The sequence below is a fragment of the Pradoshia sp. Z5_111 genome, from assembly GCF_058267535.1.
On record NZ_JBZCPQ010000003.1, the window covers coordinates 372,536 to 397,454 of the forward strand.

Genomic DNA, 24,919 nt, shown 5'->3' on the forward strand with positions numbered 1-24,919 from the left:
GGCTGAAGAACCTTATTCCAGAAATTCAGCTTCCTCTTTAATTTTAGTAAGATCTATTTTCATTTTTTCAGCGGCTGATTTATTAATAACTAATTTCAAATCATTCGGTGCTTCAACAGGCAAGTCCTTCACCTCTTTTTCACCCTTCAGTAATTGCACAGCTTGTTCCCCCGCCTGATAGCCGATATCATAATAATTGAAGCCATATGCTGCAAAGCCACCTCTTTTGACTGAATCCAATTCTCCAACAAATAAAGGAATACTTTCTTTTTCTGCAACCTGGATCACAGACTCGAGTGCGGATACAACTGTATTATCTGTAATGATATAAATAGCATCTACTCTACCCACCAAAGAATCTGCAGCTTGCTTTACTTCAGAAGTGTTTGCAACAGAAACCTTTTCAACAGACACTCCATTTTTCTTTGCTTCATCTTCAACAGTTTTGACCTGAACCTCCGAATTTTGCTCACCGGCATTATAAATCGTTCCTATTTTCGTATAGCCCATTTCTTTTATCAACTTCACTGTATTAGGGATCGCATCAGGGTGAGTATCTGTTGTTCCCGTCACATTTTTATCCGGTGCTTCCATGCTGGATACCAATTTTGCCCCTACTGGATCTGTAACAGATGTAAATACAATCGGTATATCCTTTGTAGCATTGGCTGCAGTTTGAGCACTTGGAGTAGCATTAGCAAAGATTAAATCGACTTTTTCACTCACTAAATTAGTAGCAATCGTTTGATTATTATTTAACTCCCCCTGAGCATTCTGTTCATCATATTTAATGGACAACCCAGAATCCTCAAGAGCCTTTTTAAATCCCTTTGTGGCCTCATCAAGCGATGGATGTTCAACAAATTGAGAAATCCCTACTGTATACTGTTTTCCTTCTCCATTTTTCTCACCTTCGCCGGACGATTTTTCATCTGAACCACAGCCTGCAAGTGCAATGGTTGATATTACAGCTATACTTGCCAATAAACTTTTCCATTTCATGATATGCTCCCCCACCCTTTATCGCTTTTATGCTTTTATTCGTTAAATTATAGCCTGAAAATTTTAGAATTGCAATAAATAATATAGAATATTCAGACAATAATCGGTGGCATATCTGTAAAAATTGAAACTTAAACTATAATATGCTGTTTTTTAGCTAGGTGAGTAGGTTGATTAGTTTTAGCAGGATAAGACCCATAAAAATGATAGATAAATACGGATTAAGCAAAAAAAATTCCCGCATCACTGCGGGTCCAAAGTTCGTTCTTCTATTTTGTTTGCTGCAGCACAGTATTTCTTAAAGCTCTGCGTAAAATCTTACCTGTCGTATTTTTAGGAAGCTCCTCCATAAATTCAATCGATGTAGGTACTTTATATTTTGCTAAATGCTCATGGCAATAGTTGATTAATTGCTCTTCCGTTAAATCTAGGCTTTTGGATACTACAAAACATCGGATGACTTCTCCAAGATTCGGATCCGGAGCCCCTATTACAGCTACCTCCGATACTTCGGGGTGTGCAAATAAAACTTCTTCAACTTCCCTAGGATAAACATTAAAGCCACCGACAATAACCATGTCTTTTTTCCGATCAACAATATAAAAATATTCTTCATCATCTGCACGAGCTAAGTCACCAGTATATAACCAACCATCCTTAATGGTAGCTGCAGTTTCTTCTGGCATTTTATAATAGCCCTTCATGACATTTGGACCTTTAACAATCAATTCCCCAACTTCACCCGCTGGAACCTCTTCACCCAATTCATTTACGACTTTATTCTCAACATGAATGATGGATTTTCCAATAGAGCCAGGCTTTCTAGGGCGATCAATTGGGTTAAAACAGGTAACTGGAGATGCTTCTGAAAGACCATATCCCTCTGACACAATAACATTAAATTTCTTCTCGAAATTTGTTAATAACGCAACCGGCATAGCTGAACCTCCGGAAATACAGAACCTGAGAGTTTTAAAGCTATCTTGATTAGCCTCGGGATATTGCAATAGATAATTGAACATAGTAGGCACACCTGCGAAAAGGGTTACTTCATATTTCTCGGCCACTCTGAACACTTCTTGTGGACTGAATTTAGGCAGGATGATTAATGTACCTCCATTTATTAGTGGCGCATTTAAAGAAACCGTTAAACAAAATACATGGAACATTGGCAGCACCGTAATAACACGGTCATCTTCATTGATCTGTAAGTAATCTGCTACATCCCGGGCATTACTATAGAGATTTTTATGCGTAAGCATAGCACCCTTTGGTTTACCGGTCGTCCCTGAGGTGTACAAAATAAGGGCGGTGTCATCTTCCTCCACTTTCGGGGCAGAAAATTGTCCGGTAGCAATTTTGAGTATATCTGTAAACGGTTTCATTTTGTCGCTGATAGATAGGTTTTGAGGCAATTCATCTGGTCCTGTACCGGACGGACAAACAATCACATGATTAATATCTGGCAGTATCTTTCTCATCTTATCAAACATAGGAATCAGCAAATCCAATGTGATTACTGCTTTTACATCACCATTTTTCAATATGTAGGCTATTTCATCTGGTGTATACGTTGGATTAATCGGGATAGCCGTTGCACCCAATCTCATTAATCCATATAAACCAATTATGAAATGCGGTGAATTACTCAATAATAGAGCAACATTATCTCCTTTGTTTACCCCTAAACTCTGAAGACCATCAGCAAAACGGGTAACAGCTGCATTCAATTCAGCATAACTCGTTTCCTGATCCATAAAAATATAAGCTGGTTTTGTTTTAAACTTTTCTGCCGTTTCTAGAAGTTGGGTTGATAAATTCATATTATTCCCTCCCCTGTTAGAAAGGTGTAAGTTTTGTTAAAATATTCTAAATACACCCAATTTTTATTATAGAAAAAGAACTAGGTATAAGCAACTATTTATTCCAAATCTTGGATTCAGTAATTCTACAGTCAAAATGCTCCTGAACAGGAATATATACCTATAACCTATATGTTTTCACAAAAATATCGTATTTTTATTGATATAGTTATTTGTATAAATAAAAAGCTTCTAACGGTTTAAACCCATTAGAAGCTTTTTGATAGAAAGTATCTTCACTTTTTATTTAATATAAAAGATTAACAAAATCCTCGTTTGTGATATTGCCAAAATAATGACTGATATTCACATCTTTCAATGCATTTTCAAGTTCAGATTTTGAAAATCTAACACCAACTAATCGTTCTTGGATTTCTTCTACATCACCCACTCCAAAGAAGTCACCAAATATTTTACATTCCTCAATTTTACCTTTAGCTACCTCTAAGCGAACATCTATTTGTCCAACTGGGAAACGATGAGAATGCTGAATATTAAACTTAGGTGATTTTCCATAATTCCAATCCCATTGTTGATAACGTTCTTCAGAGATTTCCATAATTTTTTTCCAGTCTTCATCAGTCCATTGATATTCTTGTACATTCTCGAGTCCACCAAAAATATGTTCAAGTAGCTTTTGGCGGAATTCTTCCATAGTCAATGGGTCAGACAGGAACTCGGAAATATTGGCAACTCTTGAGCGAATGGATTTTATTCCTTTTGATTTAATTTTATCTTCTTTTACCTTTAAGGCCGAAACCACATTTTCAATTTCACTGGAAAGCATTAATGTACCATGGCTGAACATTCTTCCCTTAGTGGCAAATTGAGCATTTCCTGAAATTTTGCGTTCTCCCACTACTAAATCATTACGACCGCTTAACTCAGCATTTACGCCTAATTCCTTCAATGCTTCCACCACAGGTTCAGTGAACCTCTTATAATTATGGAAGCTTTCACCGTCATCTTTTGTGATGAAGCTATAGTTCAAATTTCCGAGATCATGATAAACCGCTCCACCGCCGGAAAGTCTGCGGACAACAATAATATCGTTCTCTTCTACATAATCACTGTTGATTTCCTCAATTGTATTTTGGTTCTTCCCAATAATAATGGATGGCTGATTAATATAAAATAATAAATATGATTCATCAATATCCAAATGTTTTAATGCATACTCCTCAATTGCCAAATTAATACGTGGATCTGTTATTCCTCTATTATCTAAAAATAGCATTACTCAATCCCCCTAAAATTAAATATAAATTTGTAAACCAGTCCTGGCTAAATCAATCTCACCCTTATATACTTTTGCGGCTTGCTTTACCAGATCATTCTGATTCCCGAAGTGCGGCAAATGGGTCAAGATTAAGGTTTGAACTGCTGCATCCCTGGCTATTTCTCCGGCTTGAATGCTGGTTAAATGGCCGGCCCTTTCAGCCATATCCATGCCCTCATAAAAATTGCACTCGCATAGTAAAACATTCGCATCCCTGAAAAAAGGTACGAGTTCAGGAAAATAGGCCGTATCTGCCGTATAAGCCAATCTTTTGCCCCCTGCTTCAATAACATAAGCATAGCATGGAACGGAATGCTTCGTCATAAGTGCCTTAACATGGAAAGGACCAATTTGAACAGATGTCCCTTCCACAATAGGTTCCCATACAGTCTGGCTTTTATATGTCAGAGTATCATCTGCAGCTTTATCTTCCGTGTGAGCATATATAGGCAATGGCTCTTTTTCAATCCCTACCATTTGATCGATTAACAAAGCATGCTGCAGGACCCCTATGTCTGCAATATGATCTGTATGAAAATGTGATAAAAGAACGGCGTCCAAATCACCTGGTCTTATGTATTCCTGTAACTGAGATAATACTCCGCTTCCACAATCAAGGAGCAATTTAAATCCCTCATGCTCAATCAAATAACCCGAACTGGCTTCTTTCTTCCCAGGATAGCCGCCCCAAAACCCGATAACCGTTAAACGCATTTTATCCCCCCATTAAAAATCAATCTAACTTTATATTGTTTGTTGGCAAATGGCTGTAACGAAATCTATAAGCTATAAAATTCCTATCGTTCTTTCTCATAATCTGTCCTTTTCCACTAATTGCATGCAATTATAACCAATTTCATGGTTATGACTTCGCAAAATCTAATATAGCTTCACACTCAATATATAACAATTAGCCTATTTTTTCATCTTTTTCAAAATTGTCTTAAAACAGTGTTGACTTTCCATATCTGTTATAATACAATGACATTATCAAGCAGTTATATAACAGATTCGAAAATGGATTATCTGTTATAAATCAATTAAAAACGGAGGTTTTAAACATGGTACGAAACGTTATGGAATTCTTCAGAAATTTGCCCCCTAAGAAATGTTCAGAATGCGGTGAAAACATTGAAGAACAGCACGAATGCTACGGAATCGTCTGTGATAAATGCCTGCGTCATGTATCTGAATAGTCTTTAAATAATGTTAGCAGCAATCCCCTTTAATCCTGGGGTGCTCATATCGACTGTATTCATACAGTCCCTGATTTTTTAAATTCCCTCTATTTTGCGATTTGCAAAAAACCAGCCAATTATATATGGCTGGTTATTTTTTAGGTTATTTTTAAAGAAAACATAAATAGATCATTCATTTATAAATTCACTTGATAAGAGTTCCTATAGTAAGAAATCCTTTATTGATGTTAACTTTTCAACATATAGCTAAACAATGGTCTGCTTCTGCTTTAAACCCTTTATCAATTCGAATTTCGGTTCTATAGAAGAAAGAATTGTTAATCTCCCCTTTGAAAAAAGACAATAATCTATCTTATAATTCCAATCAACACTATAAGAATTCCATTTGCTATTGTAATAAGTCCTAAAAACGCTCCAAGAATAATAAAGATAGCTCCGAAAAATTAGCATCCTATCTACTATGGATTAGCTCTAATAATGAAAATATAGAGATAGTTACCGATAGCGATAAATATATAAAATTATCAAAGCAAGATTCAACAGACCTATATAAAATTTTAACAGGGGAAACATTAATGAAATAATTCTATATCTTTTATTCCTATCATGGATGTAGCGTTTGTTGATAACAAGTATAGCCCTTCCTTTACATCTCAGATTAATAGTAACAATAACAGCAATCTCTATGAAAACAGTCTTTATAAAGAAACGCTCAAACGGTGGTTCACATCATTTGAGCGTTTCTTCGTTATTAGACTGTTTTCATTGTATTTAGATAAGAAATAACTAGGTTCTAAAATGCAATCCCTTCTAAATAATAGACAGCCTATGTTTTTACACAGCTATCTGTTCTCCCCCGTTGCCGCTAGGGATTGAATCATCGTCATATCTCCAATTTTATTATTCAAGGTGATTGCCTCCTTCTGAATGTGGGTATAAAGCTGTAATAGGACTCATATATAATACTTCAGAAGCTAAGGAGTGATTGAATATGATAACCTGGATGCTGGCCTTTATATTTTTTATCATACTATTAATAATCGGTGAAACGGCAGGTAATATCTATTTAACAAAATTAATACAATCTTCACATGATCTTGAGGACGCAGCATTGAAAGAGAATTAAATATTTTTCAGCTGATTCTTTTTTATAAAACAAAATGCTGTTCGTAGAGGTTATTACTAATAGCTTAATAAAAAGAGACTATTTTGGTGCCATATCCGAAAAGTTAGAGTAAAACTAACTCCTCGGGTGCGACACCTTATTTGCAATCGCCTGCGTTATCTCTATTTTAATTAACCACTATAGAATTATCTAATGTATTCACTGATATTAATAAAATCCCCTTTGAACTAAACTGTCCTTCGTATTATAAAAGGGCGTTAATCCGTCTTGGATCAATACCCCACATAGTTGAAGGAGAAAATTATTTATGGTACTCCATTAACCAACAGTCCTGAAATTTTCCTTCGTGCCGTTCATTCTTAGGCAGTATTTTAACTTTTTTAAATCCGCATTTTTCATAGCATCTGATAGCCCTTGTATTTCTTAATTGAGGGTCCATCACTACTCTTTCAGCATCCTTTTCTTCAGTTAAAAAATAAACCATAGATGATACAAGTAATGTTCCAATCCCTTTATTCCAATAATCTACTTCCCCAATAAATTGGTCAGTACCAAAAACTTTTTCTCCAAAAAATCCATAGTCATTTTTTGTGTCATCATCCAATTGATAAAATTGAATATACCCAATTTCGGTTTCATCAATTTCCACAATACATCTTACTTCACTATCTTCAGGTGGATAAAAAGATTTTTCAACTTTTTCTAAATCAAATGGGTTGTCTCTACCCTCATAAAATTCAAGAACCGTTGGGTTTGAGAGCCATTTTACCAATAGATATTTATCCTTTATGTCTAATCTATGAACCTTTAGATTACCATTTTGAAATAGCATAAATATTCCTCGCTTATAGGTCATAATAGATAGGTAATTCGTTTCCTTATGGACAAATTCCTGCAATTAGCTAGCTATCCAGCTAATCCTTCCTCCGATAGTGGTTTATTAGCAACAATATCTAGAAAACAGAGCCCAATAAAAAAGATACAAAAAATCCGATTAATACTTCTTCATAAAAGAGGAATTAATCGGATTTATTTTGTAAAGTTATAGATTTTTTTCTTCAATAAATGTAAGGACCTGATTCATGGCTGCGATTCCCTGATCAATACAGTCAGGCATTCCAATCCCATTATAGGATGCTCCGGCCAAATAAATTCCTGGAAGCTCCTTGTCCATTCTTTCCTTAATCGTTTTTAAACGTTCTAAATGACCGACTTCGTACTGAGGCATCCCTTCATTCCAGCGAGTGACGATGGTGAAATCCGGTTTTTCAGTAATTTGCATGATTCTGTTTAAATCATCCAATACGATTTGTTCAATTTCACCGTCTGATAAGTCTACGACTACCTCATCACCGGCTCTTCCTACATAACAGCGCAGTAAAACCTTGCCATCAGGTGTAGTATGCGGCCATTTTTTGTGGGTCCATGTACAAGCCGTAATGGTGTAATCACTGTTTCTTGATACAAGGAAACCTGTCCCATCAATATCCTCTTTAATCGCGCTTGCATCAAATGCCATTGACACCGTCGCCACTGATGTGGAAGGTATTTTCTTGAACGGCTCAAACATGTCGTATTCCGGTAGCATTTGCGGAACAGCCTGATGGGGAGTCGCCAATATAGCTGAAATGACAGGTAACCGATCCCCATTATTTAATGTCAGCATATATCCTTCACTTGTTTTAATAATTCCATCAACTCTCGTGCCTTTAAGGATTTGATTTGATGGAAGCTTTGCTTCAATGGCATCCGTCAGGGATTGCAGCCCTTTATTAAAGGTTCGGAATATACCAATTTTGTTATCTCCGACTGCTTTATTATCTTTAGATACTGTTGTTTTAGGACGGTTCTTTTTGGTACCCAACACGATACTTCTGTATTTCTTCTCCAATTTAAGCATATCGGGAAACGTAGACATCGTGCTTAACTTATCGAGGTCTCCTGCATAAATTCCTGAAAGAAGAGGTTCTACCAAATTCTCCACGACCTCATCCCCAAGGCGACGCCTTAAAAATTTCCCTAATGGCTGATCGCCTTGTTCTTTGGAACGCGGCAGGACAAAATCCATGGCTGCTCTCATTTTACCTGATAGAGAAAACAGCCCCGTGGTAATAAACGGACCTATCTCCGTAGGAATCCCCATGACCGATCCACCCGGAATTGGATGAAGATTATCCTTTACGAGAATATAAGATTTCCCTGTTGAGTTTGGAACAATCGTACTTTCGAGACCTACTTCTTTCGCCAATTCCGTCATGCTCTTCTTTCGAGCCAAGAATGAATCCGGGCCTCTTTCAATGACAAAACCGTCACGTTCTACTGTTTGCATTTTGCCGCCAAGCCTAGTTGTAGACTCTATTAGAATCACATTATATGGAAGATTGTCTTCCTTCACTTTTTTATCAAGGTAATAGGCTGCCGTAAGACCCGCGATTCCACCACCAATGATTGCAATATTTTGTTTCATTGAATCCAATTTTATCGCCTTCTTTTCATTGTTGGTTATCAGTTAAGCTCTAATTTTTTCATAACGGCATCTACCATGGCATTGATGAAATCAGGATGCGTATTCGGCATGGCAGGGCGATAATATGTTGCTCCTATCTCATCCGTAACCACCTTACATTCATAATCATTGTCATAAAGAACTTCCAAATGCTCAGCCACAAAGCCAACCGGTGTATATACAAATGCTTTATATCCATGTTGTTCATAAAGATCTCTTGTCAAATCCTGAACATCCGGTCCAAGCCATGGATCAGGTGTATTTCCGGCACTCTGCCAGCCAACCGCATAGTTTTCAACACCCGCTCCTTCAGCAATCATTTTTGCAGTTTCTGCTAACTGCTCTTCATATGGATCGCCAAGTTGTTTAATTTTTTCTGGCAGACTATGAGCAGATACGATTAATACCGCTGCTGATCTTTCCTCAGGAGTCATTTGATTAAATGTTTCTTTAACATGGTCAACCCAATATTTAATGAAGTTTGGTTCTTTGTACCAGCTTTCAACTGAAGTAATTTTCATGCCAAATTTATCAGCAACATCTTTTGCACGTCCATTATATGATTTAATGCTGAAAGTGGAATAATGAGGTGCAAGCACAATGCTGACTGCCTCCGTGATCCCGTCAGCATGCATTTTTTCAACAGCATCTTCAATAAATGGCTCAATATGCTTCAAACCTACATAAGCTACAAATTCATATTGATCCTGTACTTTATTTAGAGCTGCTTCCAAATGAGCTGCCTGATCTTCCGTTGTCTTTCCTAGCGGTGAAATTCCGCCGATCGCACGATATCTTGAAGTCAAATCTTCAAGCATTTCTTCAGACGGCTTTCTTCCGTGACGAATATGTGTATAATAACGCTCAATATCTTCTTCCTTATAAGGTGTACCGTATGCCATTACTAATAAACCAATTTTTTTCTTTGTATGTGCCATTATTCAGCCTCTCCTTTTGATGTAATGATAGTTGCAGAATATTCATGTATAAATGCAGTCAGGCGTTTTAAAACTTCAGGATTTACCTCTGGGAAGACCCCATGTCCAAGGTTAAATACATGACCTGGTTCCTGTAATCCCTGTTCGATAATCTCTTTTGCTTTCTTCTCAATGGCATCCCAGGATGAAGTAAGCAATGCCGGGTCCAGATTTCCCATTACTGTTTTGTTTATTCCGATATTTCTTGCTTCAGTAATGGACAGTCTCCAGTCAAGACCGACAACATCAAGTGGAAGGCTATTCCATTCCTTAGCCAAATGGCTTGCTCCCACACCGAACATAATTAACGGAACTCGCATTTCCCTAAGTTCTGTGAATATTCGATTCATAATTGGTTTAATATAGTATTGATAGTCTTGAACATTTAAGGCACCGACCCATGAATCAAATATTTGAATTGCTTTTGCTCCTGCTTTTACTTGAGCTTTCACATAAATAATAATGGTATCTGCCAGCTTATCCATTAATGCAAACCATGCCTTTGGTTCGGTATACATAAATGCTTTTGTTTTTGTATAATTCTTAGAAGGACCGCCTTCAATCATGTAACTTGCGATTGTGAAAGGAGCTCCTGAAAATCCGATTAACGGGACGGATAATTGTTCTTCAGTCAATAATTTAATCGTATCGAGAATATATGGAACATCTTCTTCTGGATTTAATTCACCAAGCTTTTCGACATCGGCTAATGATTGAATTGGATTGTCGATAACCGGACCAATTCCTGATTTAATGTCAACCTGTACACCAATTCCAGGCAGCGGAGACATAATATCTTTATATAGAATAGCTGCATCTACATCGTATTGTTCAACTGGTAGTCGAGTTACATAGGCTGCTAATTCAGGTTGATGAGTAATTTCAAATAAGGAATATTTTTCTTTAATTTTTCGGTATTCAGGCTGAGATCTTCCCGCCTGTCTCATATACCATACTGGAGTATGATCCACCTTCTCTTTATTAATTGCTTTTAGGAAGGTATCATTGAATTTTTGTCTCAAAGCCGCTCCGCCCCTCTTTTTTACTATATATTTTATATTTTTTTCCTGAATTACATCGTTTAGGCATCAATAACAACTATATCCTTTCAGCCTTTCGTTGTATATAATCGTGAAAAAATTGTCAAAAAATAGACTTAATTTTAACCATTATAGTTAAATACTCTTTACCTAACGGCAATTTAAGTTATGACTTAACTAGTTATGGGTAAAATAAAATGTTACAAATTAGAATAATTACTATTAACTAACGACTCCATTATACTAAAATATCTAATCAGGGGGCAAACAATGAACTTCTATATGACGACCGGAACCTTCAGCTTTTTAAAAAGGATACAAGATAAACGAGTAAATTTACCTCTTATTTTGTTGAACAATCCTAAAACAGCCGCTCTGATCCATGAAACGGATCAGAAAACAATCTTCTCCTCAGCAAGAAAGTTCGAAGTTTTGGATGGATTCGGTTTACTTAAACAAGAGGGATTTTATGCCCTATATAATATACCTGTTTCTATTGAAGATCGGCCTGCATTTGAATTTGACCTAAAAAATAAATTGGTGTCGATCAATAACGAAACCGGGATCCATGCGATGCGTATACTTAGCCCTATCAAATCTGATACCTATGTTGTTTTGACAAACTGGAAGAACGAACAGGCTTATGCAAAATGGGATACAAGTGCACTATTCCTAAATAAGTCCAGCCTTTTTAATACACAGGTATTGTTTACAGGCAATCCTTACACAGTCACCTTCCATGCCTACAAAGAAGAAAACAAGTAGGAGGAGGCCATTATCATATTTGAAAAATATCTATAATGATAACTAGACTGACTTATCATCTATATTGGCCCCTTAATCAATGTTTATCCTTTTTTTAAAATATCAATCTATTAATCTTATAGAAGTTTTACCAAATTTAGTTTAATGATGGTTAATTATGTAAATAAGGATACTAGGAAACCATGTCATTTTATTAGGGGGATTATATGGAAAAGGAGCTATTTCAAAGATTAGAAAATGATTTCAAAGAAATGGTGGCCATTCGCCGTTATTTGCATAAGCACCCTGAGCTTTCCTTTCATGAAAAGAAAACGGTACAATTCATAAAAAATTTTTATAAAGAATTAAATGTCCCTATCCGAAGTAATGTTGGGGGCGGCGGGATTGTGGCGACCATACATGGTAAATCCCCTGGCAGAACAGTTGCCCTGCGTGCAGATTTTGATGCCCTCCCCATCCAGGATGGAAAAAATGTCTCATACCGTTCAACAGTCCCTGGAGTTATGCATGCCTGTGGTCATGACGGACACACAGCTTTATTGCTTATATTGGCCAAAGCGATTAAAGAGATGCAGCATCAGTTGGAAGGAACATATGTCTTTATACATCAGCATGCAGAGGAGCTTGCTCCCGGTGGGGCTAATTTTATGATTGAAGATGGCTGTCTTGAAGGTGTAGATGCTATTTTTGGAACACATCTATGGTCCCCATTCCCTACTGGATCCATTTATATAAGCCCTGGTCCGATCACCGCCAATGCCGATCGGTTTAAAGTGACCATATACGGACAGGGTGGTCATGGGGCAGAGCCTCATACCTCTAGAGACTCATTAGTCATTGCGTCGGAAATCGTATCACTCCTGCAAACTATAACGAGCCGAAGAATTGATCCAATGGATGCAGCCGTTTTAACAATCGGAAAATTTAAAGCGGGGGAAGCTTTTAATATCATTCCTGATAAAGCCTTTCTAGAAGGTACTGTCCGAACATTTGAATCAGAAATACAAGAACAAATCATTGAGGAAATTGAACGAATTGTTCAAGGTGTCTGCCTGGCAAATAACTGTCAATATGAACTGAGGTACTTCAGAGGATATCCTCCAACCATTAATCATCAATCAGAGACTGACTATATTGAATATAAGGCAACCGAAATCGTCGGATGCGAGAATATAAAAAAACTTACACCGCTGATGGTAGGAGAGGATTTCTCATACTATCTTCAACATGTCAGAGGAGCTATGTTTTTTACAGGTGCTGCTCCAGAGAACACGGAGCACCCTTATCCACACCACCATCCTTTATTCGATTTTAATGAGAAAGCCATGTTAATTGCCGCCAAAACCCTGGGCAGTGCAGCTATCGGTTTTCAAGAATGGCGTTATTTCTAACCCCTTACTTCCACCAGTAAATTTTATCTGCTTCGGCATTTTAATAGGAGAAAAACAGAAAAAAACTGGCATATCTTTAATCGATGCCAGTTTTTAAGCTTACTAATTTTATTTTCAGCCCATTTCCTCTTCAGTGAACCATCTCATTTGATAGGCGTGTTTTGCCGTTTCACCCAATTGTTCAAGCAGCTGATGATTGGCCCAGGCTCCTACAATCGCGCCTATTCCTGGTACCAACTGCATCATTTTTATAAAGTCGATCGAATCCCGGTACTCCTGCTGAAAGCTTTGCCAATCAATTTCCTGGTACAATCCTTTTTTATTTTCCCAGTCTTCAATCACTGGGAGAAGCTCTTTCCTTTTTTCTAAAGAAGAAAAAGCAAGCTGGAATACTAACAGGATAAATACCCTTTCCTCCCATTTTCTTGGGTCAAACCCATAAAGCTGAGAGATACTAAATAGATACTTTATTTTTATAGATAAAAGCAGCGGAAAGTCCGATAGACCAAGCAATATTCCTCCTGCCCCTGTTCCCGCTCCTTCAATGACTGCTGTTCTTCTATATCTATTCAGCATAGATTGAGCCAGCTCTTCTTTTTCCTCGAGTGAATTCCCTATATGGTCTACTTTCTTAAAATAGGTTGAACCGTACAATACGCCCTCCACCATTGTTTTAATAGAAGAGCTAATCATATCATGTACTTTTTGAGGTATCTTTTGATTAATTGCCGTTTGAGCCTGTTTGGACATACGCATTGCCATACTTGGCTTAGCACTGATTTTCTTCTTCCATAACATCAAATCCTGCTTAGCTCTTTCCTCGTACCGTTCAGATGACATACAAAACCTCCAATGCCATTCACATTTTTTTCATTGCATACGGTCTGAAAATGAAAATAAACGCAAAACCACTTACTAATGTTACAATTGCCAATTTAACTCCTGCACCAATCAGAACCGTTATAAAGAAAATTAAATTTTGAATAACTAGAACGGTAATGAGCAGTCTAAGAACAGCCTTCCTTCTATAATCTGTATGCAACGGATAAAGATCCATCACCATTTTTTGATCATGATGATGCCAGATTGGCAGGAGCTGTAAACCGGTTATATATAAAAAGAGAATCGCGATAAATAATGTTCCCCATCCCAGATCCGTAAACAGGAATAAAACAGCCGCAATGACAGTTAACCTCACAAATAGACCTAGATAGTCATTCGCTCTTACAAATGTTCGGGCATATAAATAGCTGAAGGGATTGTTTGACTTACCCGAAAGAAGAGTGATAACACCACCAAGCCATCTTCTCTCTGAGATTTTTTCACGTAATTTTGGAACATCCGTAAACAAATTCGCTACTCGATAAAATGCAGCCATTCTTCCATTCTCTAACTCAATTAGCTTTTCCCAATTTAAACTTTCCTCTCTTGTGCTTTTCCAATAATAGAAGCAAAGCCCTCCTAAAAGAAGGAGGACAATTCCCATAAAAAGAAAAGACTCATTCTTAACGAGAAAATACACAAAAGCAGCATTTAGGACGAAACGGACTAATCCATCAACGAAAGACGCACTTTTTTCCCTATAGTACAAAACGAACCAGCGCGAACAAAGATTAATCCCCTTTACAATTAACAAAGATAGTAGCATCCACAAGAAGGATACCGTTTGTTCTTGCATTGTTTGCATATACATTGGCATTAATACAGCCAAAACCATAATAAGAATATAGCCCTGCATAACCAAGCTAAATATGATCGATTTTTTTATATAGGATGATAATTTTGACTCGATTGGCAGTAAGAACACTATGTCCGGATCGCGGAAAAATGTTGAAACCGGACTAATCGTTGTAACTAATCCTAAGAGGATCGCCATAATCCATACAGTTGGAAAATCAGGACTTAATGTTTTAAGCCATTCACTGTAATAAAAACCTGCTCCTCCCAGCAGAATAATCATTACAAAGACCAGATGTCCATTAAATATGAACCGCAAGTATTTAGTTGTTTCCTTCAGATAGTTATTAAAACGGTTCTTCCACAATGTTTCCCTATTCATGGCGATCTTCCTTTGTCAATTGCAGATAGATATCATCCAGGGAAGCTCCAGGCATGTTAAATTGATTGCGTAAATCTTCAATATTCCCTTTAGCCCGTACCTCACCTTCATGAAGAATGATAAAGGAGTCACAATATTTTTCAGCCGTAGCCAGGATGTGGGTAGACATTAAGATACCCGCCCCCTGATTTTTCATATCCTTCATCATATCCAATAAGGATTGAATGGCAATCGGGTCAAGCCCAACAAATGGTTCGTCAACAATATATAAAGAAGGCTCAGCAAGAAAGGCACACATGATCATTACTTTTTGCTTCATCCCTTTGGAAAAGTGGGCCGGAAACCATTTCAGCCTTTTTTCCATTCGATATTCCTTTAATAACTTTTCGACTCTTTCTTGATAAACAGATTCTTCTATACCATAGGCCATGGCAGTCAATTTTAAATGCTCTTCCAAAGTCAGTTCTTCATATAAGATAGGGGTTTCAGGCACAAATGAAAATTGTTTGCGATAGTTGTCTTTATTATCCTTAAACTGGCTTCCATTTATCTTGATTTCGCCTTTTTTCGGTGTCATTAAACCAATAATATGTTTGATGATCGTTGATTTCCCTGCCCCATTTAATCCAATCAATGCGACAAGTTCATTGGGTTTCACTTCAAAACTCACGTCTTTTAATACAGGTGTTTTCGTGTAACCTCCTGTTATATGATTAATTTCAAGCAATGACATAGAGACAGTCTCCTTTTCTTTTTCTCCCTATCATTGTAACAAACGGTTCCTAAAACGGAAAACGCTAAAAGTAAATGTGGAACTTTTTTAGACATTTCGTATGTATATTAGGAAAAAACATGGGCAATCTATTATCAGAGGGGAACAACATTCACTTTACTTCATTGATAAATGGGGTGTTGGTTCGCGATAACGTAAGGCTTTAACCTAGGGTTTGATCAGTGTACTTCTTTTGAAAATGGGGTGTTCGCTAAAGGCCTAGAACCTGAAATTGGGATCAATAATTCCAAGTGTTAAGGGGATGGTTGCATTGGACATAACATGGGAAAACGACAAAATTGCTCCATCTAAACGATTGGGGTAATTGTCAGAGAAGAATCTGTAAGAATATCCAGGAATTAAGCTTCCCCTCGAGGACTTAGGGGCGTAACATTATATGTTGCGTCCCTTTCCTTTTTTCCCGTTTTTTTCTGTGCTACACTAATACATAATGAATCAATAAATAGAAAGGGTGTAAACCATGGAAGATTGTATATTTTGTAAAATTATTAAAGGTGATATTCCCTCCGCAAAAGTATACGAAGATGAGCATGTGATGGCATTTTTGGATATAAGCCAGGTCACAAAGGGACATACTCTCGTCATCCCAAAAATACATAAAGAAAATGTTTATGAATTAACTCCTGAAATAGCAAGCCATGTGTTCCAGGCAGTTCCAAAAATAACTCGTGCCTTGAAGCAGGAATATCAACCGATTGGTATGAATGTTCTAAATAATAATGGGGAACATGCTGGACAATCCGTATTTCACTTCCACATCCACTTGATTCCACGCTATGGACAAAACGATGGGTTTGGCGCTGTTTGGAAAACACATACAAGTGAATATACGAGCGAAGACCTCGCTAATATTGCTGCATCAATCAATCAACATATACAATAATAAGAAAAATGGCTTCCTTTCAATAGGGGAGCCATTTTGTAATTTTACAGCTAAGAAGGCTGTCTGTCTTATTAGTATACATTCAACAACCAATGTTCCTTTTAAGATACAGGTGTTTTTTGAAAATAACTGTTAACTCAATTGTTAGAATTACAATAAAACGGTATAGTAAGTCGAAATAATGATTTGAGAAATATTTTAAAAATATACTATACTATTTTTATATTATTTATTTTTATTATTAGATGTAGATGTTACATAATCGTTCAGAAAAAAAGGTGTATTTCTTAAAAGCCTATATAAATGCAATTGGAAGGATGATTTACAGTGATTAATATACTGGTAACGCTAAATTCCACTTATTTAAAACCCCTTAATGTAATGCTTCAGTCCTTGTTCCTAAATAACTCACATAAAACCTTTAAAATTTTTATTATGCATACGGATATTAAAACAGAAGAGATTCATTCCTTAGAACAATTTGTCCATAGAAATGGAAGTGAGCTTATAAGTATTCAGGTGGATGATAGACATTTTCAAGATGCACCGGTTTTAATGCATTATACAAAAGAAATGTACTATCGATTATTGGCCTTCAAGTTCCTACCGAAAGATTTGGACCGAATCCTGTACCTGGATCCGGATATTCTTGTTCTAAACTCTGTTGATGACCTTTATGAGATGGACCTAGGCAATCATTTATTTGCTGCTGCCTGTCATAATAAAATATCAGTAAAAGGAATTAATCAAATCCGTTTATCCCCCTATGAAATAGATGCTTATTATAATTCAGGTGTATTGTTAATGAATTTAAAAGAACAGCGAAAAGTAATAAACGAGGATGAGATTTTTAAATTTGTAGAAGAGAATAAGAAAAAATTAATTTTGCCAGATCAGGATATATTAAACGCACTTTACTCCAAATATATTAAAAATTTAGAAGAAACGATTTATAACTATGATGCCAGATATTACAATTATTATAAATTAATGTCCAATCATAAGATGGATATGGATTATGTGATCCATCACACTGTGTTTCTCCACTTTTGTGGAAAGAAAAAGCCGTGGAAACAAAACTACAACGGTAGATTCCATGCTTTATATAAACACTATGATAAAATGGCATTTCGTGGAGCATACGCTATTGGTCAAGAAATCATGCAGCCTTCTCTAAGGAGTAAGCCAATATAAGGCTTTTATTTAAAAGGCTGTTTCGTAAGAATTGTAGCTATTGTTTAATATTTTTTCTGAGTGTGAAAACAGCCACCTCCATATAGGAAGTGGCTGTACTTGTTATTGAACTAAAATGCCCAGATAGTTTAAGGACAAGAAATCAAATGCTCCTCATTGCTTGTCAAAATTCAAACATTACTATCAATTTCCTACGCGAGGTATAAAAACAGCCATCCCTATATAGAACGACTGTATTCCTTATTCCGTTAAAGCCCCTTCAATGGCCTTCGCATGTTGTTATTGCTCAACAGAAAATGAACTTGTGAATTCATTAATTTCTTTGTTCATTTCCTTAGAACGTGTCCAATGAAGATAGTGATGACCCTGTAAGACTACAACTTTACTAGCAGGATGATTAGTTAATTGTGTCTGATAAAAAGACACGTTATTCTTGCCATCCTCTAATCCTTTTTCTTCTTTCGTTGTAAAGAATAAGACTGGAATAGTAGATGGTAACTTCATATCAACGGTTTTATCAATATTTTCTTTTATTTCATTGGCTTCAGCAACAACGTTTTTGTTGTAACCCTTCCATGCGGAAAGTGCCTTGGTCATTTTTAAATTTTTTTCGGAATAGGTGCCGTCATCTGCAATAGGTAAAAAAACTTGAGAATTAATATACAATGCTAATCTAGCGATTCCGGTTGGTGCCAGATATTTTAAAAACTTAGGCATTTTAGGTGCATCCTCACTAAAATATTTTAAAGCATGTGGTAATGTCGGGTCGATTCCTATGATACCTTTAACTTCCTCTGGGTATGTATTAGCAAAATACATACTGTAAATTCCTGAAACTGAATGAGGCATCAGAATATACGGGCCTTGTATGTTTGATTTTTTTAAGGCTACTCTTATTTCCTCTACAATATTTTCAACTGTCCGTTCTTTTTTGGTTATATCACTCCATCCGTATCCAAACGGCTCTACCACTACTACTTTATTATTTTTTGAGATTTCATTTATTAAAGGGTCAAAATCCAATGCTGGTGCTGCTGTTCCGAGCCCGCTTAATAAAACGATTGTGTCAGCGCCCTCACCCTTTGTATAAATGTGTATATTTTCACCATCCACTTCAACTACTTCCCCTATGGGTTGGTATTTTGTTTGTTCATATACTGTCATAATATTACTAAAGGTAATCCAAATAACAAACGCTGCTAGAATGGAGAATAAAATATTTCTTAAAACTATCCAAATTCGATATCTTTTTTTAGTTTTCTTCATTACTTTTTATGACCCACTTTCTTTTTATCAATCATAAGTTAGGAACAAGATAATAGAAATGAGCCTCAGAAGTATTTTAAGATAAGTCTTAAGCCTTATAAAACTCTACATCTAATTTCATAAAACCCTCAAGATAGAATCTCCCATATTAGAGTTTTAATTTATTCCATTAACCTGTGTTGATCCTAACAAGTTATCTCCACGCCCCCCTGCAATTAACCTAATAGTCTGATTATTTATTTATTTTTATCTCCTTTTGTTGTAGAATATGGTGGAATTCACTCACTTTAGTACTGAAAAGTATTATAGGGAATTAAGTAAAGAATCGCGATATCGGAAGGGGAATAATCATGACACGTGCTTACAATTTTAATGCCGGTCCTGCTGCATTACCGGAAGAAGTATTATTGAAGGCTAAACTAGAGTGGATGAACTTTGAAGGCAGCCATATGTCTGTTATGGAATTGAGCCATCGCAGTAAAGAATATGACAAAGTGCATTCAAAAGCTACCCACTTATTGAAAGAGCTATTTGATATTCCTGATAATTATGAAGTACTATTTTTACAAGGCGGAGCTAGTCTTCAATTTTCTATGGTACCTATGAATCTTCTTTCACCCGATAAATGCGCAAGCTATATTTTGACTGGATCCTGGTCTGAAAAAGCTTTAAAAGAGGCTCGTAAAATTGGACACACAGAAATTGCTGCCTCCACAAAGGATATAGATTATAAGCGAATTCCTGAACATAACAATATTTCTTTGAATCCTGATGCTGCCTATCTGCATATCACCAGTAATAATACCATTTACGGCACTCAGTGGCAGGAATTCCCCAAAACAAATACAGTTCCTCTGATTGCGGATATGTCCAGCGACATTTTAAGCAGGCGAATAAACATAACTGATTTTGGACTTATTTATGCAGGTGCTCAAAAAAACCTAGGTCCATCTGGCGTCACAGTTGTGATTATCCGCGATGACTTAATTAAAGAACATCAGCAATTACCAACCATGCTCTCTTATGAAACTTATGCGACTTCAAAGTCTTTATATAATACGCCACCGACTTTGGCTATCTATTTATTGTCCTTAGTTCTTGAGTGGACAAAAGATAAAGGCGGTGTTGACGAAATCGAAAAAATAAATTCACAAAAAGCCGGAATCATTTATCAGACAATAGACAAGAGTAATGGATTTTATAGTGGCCATGCCGAGAAAGATAGCCGTTCAAACATGAACATTACCTTTACTCTTCCCACTAAAGAATTATCCGATCTATTCATTCAGGAGTCCAAGAATGCCGGCTTTGTCGGTTTGGCAGGCCACCGTTCCATAGGGGGATGCAGGGCATCAATCTATAATGCAGTTCCGATTGAGCACTGTCAAAAGCTGGCCGATTTCATGAATAATTTTAAAAATAAGCATTAACATGTGTTAAATTTTGCTAATGGATGATATACTCTATATAACCTTTTCGCGGTTGGCAACGAGTGCACAATCGGAGAAGAAAATGAGATAAGCTTAGAATAGGAGAGATGAGAAGTGAATACGAAGAATTTGGTGACTTTATCACTGCTTGTTGGAATTGGTACTGTATTGCACACTGTCATGCCAGGTATTGTGTTTGGGATGAAACCAGACCTTATGCTGATTATGATGTTCCTTGGAATATTTTTATTTCCTGATTTAAAAAGCACGATACTGTTAGGGAGCGTAACCGGGGTCATATCCGGATTGACCACCACTTTCCCTGGAGGATTAATTCCAAATCTGATTGATAAATTTTTCACCGCTTTACTAATATATGCTATTTTTAGTATCGTTCAAAAGTTAGGCAAAACCTTTGCCTTTTCACTTGTACTGACTTTTATAGGTACACTGGTATCCGGCATGCTATTTCTTGGATCAGCCTATTTGATCGTTGGATTACCCGGACCATTTCTTGCTTTAGCAGCTGGCGTAGTCTTACCTGCAACAGTTGTGAATACTGTCGTAATGGCCTTGATACACCCCATTGCCAGCGGCATTTTAAAACGTTCGAATATAGCAGTTAACTAATAGAACAAGAGGATGCAAACCATAAAAGGTTAGCATCCTCTTTTTACGTTCCTCTACTATCTACAACTTCCATATTAAGATTAATATCAAAAGAAGAATTGAAGCCCATATTCCACTCATATGAATCCTCTTCTTTAGAACACGTTTAGCTGGATATACGCCTCCTTTTCCCAGAGAAATGATTGAGTAAAACAATATACTTATAAACCCACTGAAGAGAATTAATATGAGTAAAAATAATGACACTTCCTCCTCCTCCTTTTCATCTTCCTATCTAATTGTATGCACAATCAATATTTATATGAAATAACATAATATTGGATTAAAAATAAGGGATAACTTAAAAACAAATGAATTTTTTTCCAAAAATAGTTTCCGAAAATAGCTTTTTACGTTTAAAATAATATAAAAAAAGGAATTGTTAAATATAAGGAATAATTTTAAAGGGTATTTTAACTTTATGTAGAAATCTGTTATGGAAAGATAAAATTGAGGTGAATAGCAATGAAAGGAAAATCATTATTAATTGGTTTTATTTCCGGTTTTACAGTAGCTGGGGTCTCTGTATTGTTAAGCGCGCCTTCTTCCGGACAAGAGCTCCGATCGAAGCTTAAACAATCGAAAGATGAGACTATGGACCTTCTTCAGGATGTAAAAAGAAGTATCGTCCAGTTAAAGAAAGAATCCGTTTCTGCAACCGCGGTCAGCAAGACACAGATTCAAGCGTTCGTAAAAGGTGTAAAAGAAGCATTGGAAGAATGGAAACAAGACAGCCAGGCACACACAAGTGCTATTCAAGTCCAAATTAATGATGTTGAAACAGCCATCCAGGAGCTTGAAACAGCTATATCTCCGCTCACTACAAAATAAATCTGCGCCAAGAAAATCTCGGTAAAAAAACTAAAAATTTGGCAAATTACCATTTTTGTTATTTAATATTTTATAAGGATAATAAATCAGTAAGATAAATTGAGAAAAGTAGGTGAGCGTATTATGACTGAAAATTTAAATTCCATCAAAGAAGCCATGTTATTTACCCAGCGGGTTGCTCAGCTTAGCAAAGCTCTCTGGAAAGCAATTGAAAAAGACTGGCAGCAGTGGATTAAACCCTATAATTTAAATATCAATGAACATCATATTCTTTGGATTGCTTATCATCTTAAGGGAGCATCCATATCTGATGTGGCCAAGTTCGGTGTTATGCATGTGTCTACAGCCTTTAACTTTTCAAAAAAACTGGAAGAACGTGGTCTTCTTCAATTTTCAAAAAAGGAAAATGACAAACGTAACACCTATATTGAGCTTACAAATGAAGGTAACGAACTATTGCTTGAAATCGTAAGCGTATTCGATTCATCCAAGAACTCCGTCTATCTAGGTGCTCAACCCTTAAAAGACTTATACGGAAAATTCCCTGATATGATGGAAATGATGGCAATTGTTAAAAATATCTATGGTGACGACTTTATGAATATATTCGAAAAATCATTTGCTAATCTGGAGAATGAATTCACAGACGAAAATGGAATTCTTGAAAAAATTGAAAATCAAAAAGAGCCCATTCAATAATAGTAGATAAAAGCGGACACTAATCTTTCATACCTCCGCTTTTATCTTGAATGGGCTTGTGTATTTAATCACAATATTTCGTAAATCCCTCGTTTCTTTCCCTCTTATTTCCCGTGTTAATTAATATTATAAGATTCATATTCTTTACAAAATTGATACTTTTTTGATAATGTTAGAGAGATACTAGCGTCAAGGAGGATAACAGGATGATACCTCTCATTTGGTTTTCATTATTTGCACTTTTCATTTTGTATTATATCAATAAAATATCAGATAGCTTCTGTACAAAAAAGGAAATACCGGAAGCTAAACAGGCCAAATTTTTTCGGACGATCAATATCCTTATTACCATCCTGTTAATCTCTACTTATATTGAAATATTTTACACCATATAAAAGACGAGTGTTACTCACACTCGTCTTTCGTTCAACCTATAGAACATAAGTGACCTTTTAGAGGATTTTGCAGATGTCTGAATTCTTCTCCATATTCTCTGAGAATATACATGATATCAGCTTGCATACGCCCAATTGGCACTCATGGCCACATTCGTGTGGCAATCTTTCGCAAATCTTGAATTAGTTAATCCAAGATGCTCCAATGATAACCAACAAGATAAATAATACTACTAATAAAGCGAAACCTCCGCCGTATCCACCAGACATGTTGTATCCTCCCTTCAGTTACATACTTACTTAGTTAGTACACATATGACGCACCAACAATCACGAGTAAAATAAACAGAACTACGATGAAAGCAAATCCTCCACCAAATCCTTGACTCATGATCACACCTCCTTTTGAGCTGCTACCGTATCATATTCAATTTCCACAAAAATGAATGGGCCTTTTGCTTAATTAAATGATTTTTATCGAAGACTCTAAACAGACTTGAAAACACATGATATTCCACTGAAAACTCTGTTAGATTATGAGTAAGATTGTTCCAATTATTATAATTATCAAACAACATTTGTGCTTATCCTTTTTTTAACAGAATTTTTGTGTTATAGTTAGGCTTGTTATGAAATACTTTTTACTTGGCAACACGCTAAAAGGAGTGTAATGGATGAAGAAATGGTTAATTACGTTGGCATCAGCAGCTTTACTTGTCAGTCTTGCAGCCTGCAATAATGAATCTGATGAAGCAGTGGTAGAAACAAAAGCAGGAAATGTTACTAAAGAGGAGCTTTATCAACAACTAAAAGATCAATACGGGGATCAGGCAGTAAAAGAACTCGTATATAAAAAAGTTCTCTCTGATAAATATAAAGTAACAGATAAAGAAGTGAATAAACAGGTTGAAGAAGCTAAAGAAAATCTTGGCGAAAATTTTGAAGCAGCTTTAGCACAGTCTGGCTTTAAGGATGAAAAAGCTTTTAAAGAATCTGTGAAATTCAATCTTTTACAGGAAAAAGCCGCTCTTGATACAATTAAAGTAACGGATAAAGAACTTAAGGATTACTATAATAACAAATATAAAATCGACTTAAAAGCTCGCCATATTCTTGTAGCAGATGAGGAAACAGCGAAAGAAGTAAAGGCTAAGCTTGATAAAGGTGAAAAATTCGAGGATTTAGCAAAGGAATATTCACAGGATACAGCGAACAAGGATAAAGGCGGGGACCTTGGCTGGTTTGGGGTTGGACAAATGGTAACTGCATTTGAAGATGCAGCATACGGCCTTGAAGTCAATAAAATTTCTGATCCTGTACAAACTGAGCATGGATTCCATATCATTCAAGTTACTGAGAAGAAAGAAAATGACAATCCTTCTTTTGAGAAATCCAAAGATGAAGTAACTAGAAATGTTAAAATGACCAAACTAGATTCTGCAAAAGCTCAGGAAGCTATTCAAAAAGTGATTGATGATGCTGATGTTGAAGTAAAAGATAAAGATTTAAAAGATGCATTCTAATAGGTGAAACAGAAAACTCGACCGGTTTGG

The 24,919-nt window shown here is 36.3% G+C and carries 27 protein-coding genes; 12 read left to right on the forward strand and 15 right to left on the reverse strand.

Going from position 1 to position 24,919, the window contains the following annotated elements:
• Window positions 1-12: 12 nt before the first annotated feature.
• The 4 genes from AC4D4A_RS08810 to AC4D4A_RS08825 form a co-directional block, all read right to left on the reverse strand.
• Window positions 13-1,002 (reverse strand): ABC transporter substrate-binding protein, encoded by a 990-nt coding sequence (locus AC4D4A_RS08810; RefSeq protein WP_490995547.1) that lies wholly within the window; start codon window positions 1,000-1,002, stop codon window positions 13-15.
• A gap of 269 nt (window positions 1,003-1,271) precedes the next feature.
• Complete coding sequence (locus tag AC4D4A_RS08815; RefSeq protein WP_490995548.1) at window positions 1,272-2,825, reverse strand: fatty acid--CoA ligase family protein; 1,554 nt, start codon at window positions 2,823-2,825, stop codon at window positions 1,272-1,274.
• A gap of 286 nt (window positions 2,826-3,111) precedes the next feature.
• Window positions 3,112-4,101 carry a lipoate--protein ligase gene (gene lplA / locus AC4D4A_RS08820; RefSeq protein WP_490995549.1) on the reverse strand — a complete coding sequence of 330 codons (990 nt, stop codon included), beginning with the start codon at window positions 4,099-4,101 and terminating at the stop codon, window positions 3,112-3,114.
• An 18-nt stretch (window positions 4,102-4,119) separates the two neighbouring features.
• Entirely contained in the window at window positions 4,120-4,857 is a 738-nt protein-coding gene (locus AC4D4A_RS08825; RefSeq protein ID WP_490995550.1) for an MBL fold metallo-hydrolase, read from the reverse strand.
• Window positions 4,858-5,204: 347 nt separating this feature from the next.
• On the opposite strand from AC4D4A_RS08825, the gene yhfH reads away from it, so the two are divergent.
• Together yhfH and AC4D4A_RS08835 are read left to right on the forward strand one after the other, a co-directional pair.
• On the forward strand, window positions 5,205-5,339 hold the full coding sequence (gene yhfH / locus AC4D4A_RS08830; RefSeq protein ID WP_077247967.1) for a protein YhfH: 135 nt from the start codon (window positions 5,205-5,207) through the stop codon (window positions 5,337-5,339).
• A gap of 994 nt (window positions 5,340-6,333) precedes the next feature.
• Window positions 6,334-6,468 carry a hypothetical protein gene (locus AC4D4A_RS08835; RefSeq protein ID WP_257468976.1) on the forward strand — a complete coding sequence of 45 codons (135 nt, stop codon included), beginning with the start codon at window positions 6,334-6,336 and terminating at the stop codon, window positions 6,466-6,468.
• Between the two features lie 301 nt (window positions 6,469-6,769).
• Here the strand turns inward: AC4D4A_RS08835 and AC4D4A_RS08840 are convergent, their stop codons facing one another.
• The 4 genes from AC4D4A_RS08840 to hemE form a co-directional block, all read right to left on the reverse strand.
• On the reverse strand, window positions 6,770-7,300 hold the full coding sequence (locus AC4D4A_RS08840) for a GNAT family N-acetyltransferase (protein ID WP_490995551.1): 531 nt from the start codon (window positions 7,298-7,300) through the stop codon (window positions 6,770-6,772).
• A 210-nt stretch (window positions 7,301-7,510) separates the two neighbouring features.
• The gene (gene hemY, locus AC4D4A_RS08845; protein ID WP_490995552.1) at window positions 7,511-8,944 is read right to left on the reverse strand and encodes a protoporphyrinogen oxidase; all 1,434 of its coding nucleotides are present in this window, start codon (window positions 8,942-8,944) and stop codon (window positions 7,511-7,513) included.
• Window positions 8,945-8,973: 29 nt separating this feature from the next.
• Window positions 8,974-9,912 (reverse strand): ferrochelatase, encoded by a 939-nt coding sequence (gene hemH, locus AC4D4A_RS08850; RefSeq protein WP_490995553.1) that lies wholly within the window; start codon window positions 9,910-9,912, stop codon window positions 8,974-8,976.
• Complete coding sequence (gene hemE / locus AC4D4A_RS08855) at window positions 9,912-10,973, reverse strand: uroporphyrinogen decarboxylase (RefSeq protein ID WP_490995554.1); 1,062 nt, start codon at window positions 10,971-10,973, stop codon at window positions 9,912-9,914. Before hemE ends, hemH begins: the two co-directional genes overlap by 1 nt.
• A gap of 288 nt (window positions 10,974-11,261) precedes the next feature.
• Between hemE and AC4D4A_RS08860 the strand changes: the two genes are divergently transcribed.
• Window positions 11,262-11,756 (forward strand): antibiotic biosynthesis monooxygenase, encoded by a 495-nt coding sequence (locus AC4D4A_RS08860; protein WP_490995555.1) that lies wholly within the window; start codon window positions 11,262-11,264, stop codon window positions 11,754-11,756.
• A gap of 206 nt (window positions 11,757-11,962) precedes the next feature.
• Window positions 11,963-13,147, forward strand: coding sequence for a M20 metallopeptidase family protein (locus AC4D4A_RS08865; RefSeq protein WP_490995556.1), 1,185 nt, complete (start codon window positions 11,963-11,965; stop codon window positions 13,145-13,147).
• Between the two features lie 114 nt (window positions 13,148-13,261).
• On the opposite strand, the gene AC4D4A_RS08870 is transcribed toward AC4D4A_RS08865, so the two are convergent.
• Genes AC4D4A_RS08870 through AC4D4A_RS08880 form a run of 3 tightly spaced genes read right to left on the reverse strand, consistent with a single transcriptional unit; the run spans window position 13,262 to window position 15,939 of the window.
• On the reverse strand, window positions 13,262-13,987 hold the full coding sequence (locus AC4D4A_RS08870; protein WP_490995557.1) for an EcsC family protein: 726 nt from the start codon (window positions 13,985-13,987) through the stop codon (window positions 13,262-13,264).
• A 19-nt stretch (window positions 13,988-14,006) separates the two neighbouring features.
• On the reverse strand, window positions 14,007-15,206 hold the full coding sequence (locus AC4D4A_RS08875; protein ID WP_490995558.1) for an ABC transporter permease: 1,200 nt from the start codon (window positions 15,204-15,206) through the stop codon (window positions 14,007-14,009).
• Window positions 15,199-15,939: an ABC transporter ATP-binding protein gene (locus tag AC4D4A_RS08880; RefSeq protein WP_490995559.1), complete on the reverse strand. Its 741-nt coding sequence runs from the start codon at window positions 15,937-15,939 to the stop codon at window positions 15,199-15,201. Before AC4D4A_RS08880 ends, AC4D4A_RS08875 begins: the two co-directional genes overlap by 8 nt.
• A 520-nt stretch (window positions 15,940-16,459) precedes the next feature.
• On the opposite strand from AC4D4A_RS08880, the gene AC4D4A_RS08885 reads away from it, so the two are divergent.
• Together AC4D4A_RS08885 and AC4D4A_RS08890 are read left to right on the forward strand one after the other, a co-directional pair.
• Complete coding sequence (locus AC4D4A_RS08885) at window positions 16,460-16,882, forward strand: HIT family protein (RefSeq protein ID WP_490995560.1); 423 nt, start codon at window positions 16,460-16,462, stop codon at window positions 16,880-16,882.
• A 327-nt stretch (window positions 16,883-17,209) separates the two neighbouring features.
• Complete coding sequence (locus AC4D4A_RS08890; protein WP_490995561.1) at window positions 17,210-18,076, forward strand: glycosyltransferase family 8 protein; 867 nt, start codon at window positions 17,210-17,212, stop codon at window positions 18,074-18,076.
• 279 nt (window positions 18,077-18,355) lie between these two features.
• On the opposite strand, the gene AC4D4A_RS08895 is transcribed toward AC4D4A_RS08890, so the two are convergent.
• On the reverse strand, window positions 18,356-19,342 hold the full coding sequence (locus AC4D4A_RS08895; RefSeq protein ID WP_490995562.1) for an alpha/beta fold hydrolase: 987 nt from the start codon (window positions 19,340-19,342) through the stop codon (window positions 18,356-18,358).
• A 350-nt stretch (window positions 19,343-19,692) separates the two neighbouring features.
• Between AC4D4A_RS08895 and serC the strand changes: the two genes are divergently transcribed.
• Window positions 19,693-20,772 (forward strand): 3-phosphoserine/phosphohydroxythreonine transaminase, encoded by a 1,080-nt coding sequence (gene serC, locus AC4D4A_RS08900; RefSeq protein ID WP_490995563.1) that lies wholly within the window; start codon window positions 19,693-19,695, stop codon window positions 20,770-20,772.
• 114 nt (window positions 20,773-20,886) lie between these two features.
• Window positions 20,887-21,402: a tryptophan transporter gene (locus AC4D4A_RS08905; RefSeq protein ID WP_490995564.1), complete on the forward strand. Its 516-nt coding sequence runs from the start codon at window positions 20,887-20,889 to the stop codon at window positions 21,400-21,402.
• A 60-nt stretch (window positions 21,403-21,462) separates the two neighbouring features.
• Here AC4D4A_RS08905 and yhzF read toward each other — a convergent pair whose 3' ends face one another.
• Complete coding sequence (gene yhzF / locus AC4D4A_RS08910) at window positions 21,463-21,648, reverse strand: membrane protein YhzF (RefSeq protein ID WP_490995565.1); 186 nt, start codon at window positions 21,646-21,648, stop codon at window positions 21,463-21,465.
• A gap of 258 nt (window positions 21,649-21,906) precedes the next feature.
• On the opposite strand from yhzF, the gene AC4D4A_RS08915 reads away from it, so the two are divergent.
• From AC4D4A_RS08915 to AC4D4A_RS08925, 3 genes are all read left to right on the forward strand, one after another.
• On the forward strand, window positions 21,907-22,272 hold the full coding sequence (locus AC4D4A_RS08915) for a YtxH domain-containing protein (RefSeq protein ID WP_490995566.1): 366 nt from the start codon (window positions 21,907-21,909) through the stop codon (window positions 22,270-22,272).
• A gap of 123 nt (window positions 22,273-22,395) precedes the next feature.
• The gene (locus AC4D4A_RS08920) at window positions 22,396-22,971 is read left to right on the forward strand and encodes an HTH-type transcriptional regulator Hpr (RefSeq protein ID WP_490995567.1); all 576 of its coding nucleotides are present in this window, start codon (window positions 22,396-22,398) and stop codon (window positions 22,969-22,971) included.
• A 206-nt stretch (window positions 22,972-23,177) separates the two neighbouring features.
• Entirely contained in the window at window positions 23,178-23,366 is a 189-nt protein-coding gene (locus AC4D4A_RS08925; RefSeq protein ID WP_490995568.1) for a hypothetical protein, read from the forward strand.
• Window positions 23,367-23,549: 183 nt separating this feature from the next.
• Here AC4D4A_RS08925 and AC4D4A_RS08930 read toward each other — a convergent pair whose 3' ends face one another.
• A complete protein-coding gene (locus AC4D4A_RS08930) occupies window positions 23,550-23,636 on the reverse strand; it encodes a YjcZ family sporulation protein (protein WP_066101882.1) in 87 nt (28 codons plus the stop codon).
• A gap of 34 nt (window positions 23,637-23,670) precedes the next feature.
• Window positions 23,671-23,757, reverse strand: a complete 87-nt coding sequence (locus AC4D4A_RS08935) for a YjcZ family sporulation protein (protein WP_066101885.1) — start codon at window positions 23,755-23,757, stop codon at window positions 23,671-23,673.
• Window positions 23,758-24,040: 283 nt separating this feature from the next.
• On the opposite strand from AC4D4A_RS08935, the gene AC4D4A_RS08940 reads away from it, so the two are divergent.
• On the forward strand, window positions 24,041-24,889 hold the full coding sequence (locus tag AC4D4A_RS08940) for a peptidylprolyl isomerase (protein ID WP_490995569.1): 849 nt from the start codon (window positions 24,041-24,043) through the stop codon (window positions 24,887-24,889).
• Window positions 24,890-24,919: the final 30 nt, after the last annotated feature.

Excerpts from the sequence above, each read along its gene's own strand:
- AC4D4A_RS08895 (WP_490995562.1), bottom strand. The coding sequence starts at position 19,342 with ATGAAGAAAACTAAAAAAAGATATCGAATTTGGATAGTTTTAAGAAAT.
- AC4D4A_RS08880 (WP_490995559.1), bottom strand. The coding sequence starts at position 15,939 with ATGTCATTGCTTGAAATTAATCATATAACAGGAGGTTACACGAAAACA.
- lplA (WP_490995549.1), bottom strand. The coding sequence starts at position 4,101 with ATGCTATTTTTAGATAATAGAGGAATAACAGATCCACGTATTAATTTG.
- AC4D4A_RS08940 (WP_490995569.1), top strand. The coding sequence starts at position 24,041 with ATGAAGAAATGGTTAATTACGTTGGCATCAGCAGCTTTACTTGTCAGT.
- AC4D4A_RS08860 (WP_490995555.1), top strand. The coding sequence starts at position 11,262 with ATGAACTTCTATATGACGACCGGAACCTTCAGCTTTTTAAAAAGGATA.
- AC4D4A_RS08840 (WP_490995551.1), bottom strand. The coding sequence starts at position 7,300 with ATGCTATTTCAAAATGGTAATCTAAAGGTTCATAGATTAGACATAAAG.
- AC4D4A_RS08810 (WP_490995547.1), bottom strand. The coding sequence starts at position 1,002 with ATGAAATGGAAAAGTTTATTGGCAAGTATAGCTGTAATATCAACCATT.
- AC4D4A_RS08825 (WP_490995550.1), bottom strand. The coding sequence starts at position 4,857 with ATGCGTTTAACGGTTATCGGGTTTTGGGGCGGCTATCCTGGGAAGAAA.
- AC4D4A_RS08875 (WP_490995558.1), bottom strand. The coding sequence starts at position 15,206 with ATGAATAGGGAAACATTGTGGAAGAACCGTTTTAATAACTATCTGAAG.
- AC4D4A_RS08935 (WP_066101885.1), bottom strand. The coding sequence starts at position 23,757 with ATGAGTCAAGGATTTGGTGGAGGATTTGCTTTCATCGTAGTTCTGTTT.
- serC (WP_490995563.1), top strand. The coding sequence starts at position 19,693 with ATGACACGTGCTTACAATTTTAATGCCGGTCCTGCTGCATTACCGGAA.
- AC4D4A_RS08815 (WP_490995548.1), bottom strand. The coding sequence starts at position 2,825 with ATGAATTTATCAACCCAACTTCTAGAAACGGCAGAAAAGTTTAAAACA.
- yhfH (WP_077247967.1), top strand. The coding sequence starts at position 5,205 with ATGGTACGAAACGTTATGGAATTCTTCAGAAATTTGCCCCCTAAGAAA.
- AC4D4A_RS08930 (WP_066101882.1), bottom strand. The coding sequence starts at position 23,636 with ATGTCTGGTGGATACGGCGGAGGTTTCGCTTTATTAGTAGTATTATTT.
- AC4D4A_RS08870 (WP_490995557.1), bottom strand. The coding sequence starts at position 13,987 with ATGTCATCTGAACGGTACGAGGAAAGAGCTAAGCAGGATTTGATGTTA.
- AC4D4A_RS08915 (WP_490995566.1), top strand. The coding sequence starts at position 21,907 with ATGAAAGGAAAATCATTATTAATTGGTTTTATTTCCGGTTTTACAGTA.
- hemH (WP_490995553.1), bottom strand. The coding sequence starts at position 9,912 with ATGGCACATACAAAGAAAAAAATTGGTTTATTAGTAATGGCATACGGT.
- AC4D4A_RS08835 (WP_257468976.1), top strand. The coding sequence starts at position 6,334 with ATGATAACCTGGATGCTGGCCTTTATATTTTTTATCATACTATTAATA.
- AC4D4A_RS08920 (WP_490995567.1), top strand. The coding sequence starts at position 22,396 with ATGACTGAAAATTTAAATTCCATCAAAGAAGCCATGTTATTTACCCAG.
- AC4D4A_RS08885 (WP_490995560.1), top strand. The coding sequence starts at position 16,460 with ATGGAAGATTGTATATTTTGTAAAATTATTAAAGGTGATATTCCCTCC.
- AC4D4A_RS08865 (WP_490995556.1), top strand. The coding sequence starts at position 11,963 with ATGGAAAAGGAGCTATTTCAAAGATTAGAAAATGATTTCAAAGAAATG.
- AC4D4A_RS08925 (WP_490995568.1), top strand. The coding sequence starts at position 23,178 with ATGATACCTCTCATTTGGTTTTCATTATTTGCACTTTTCATTTTGTAT.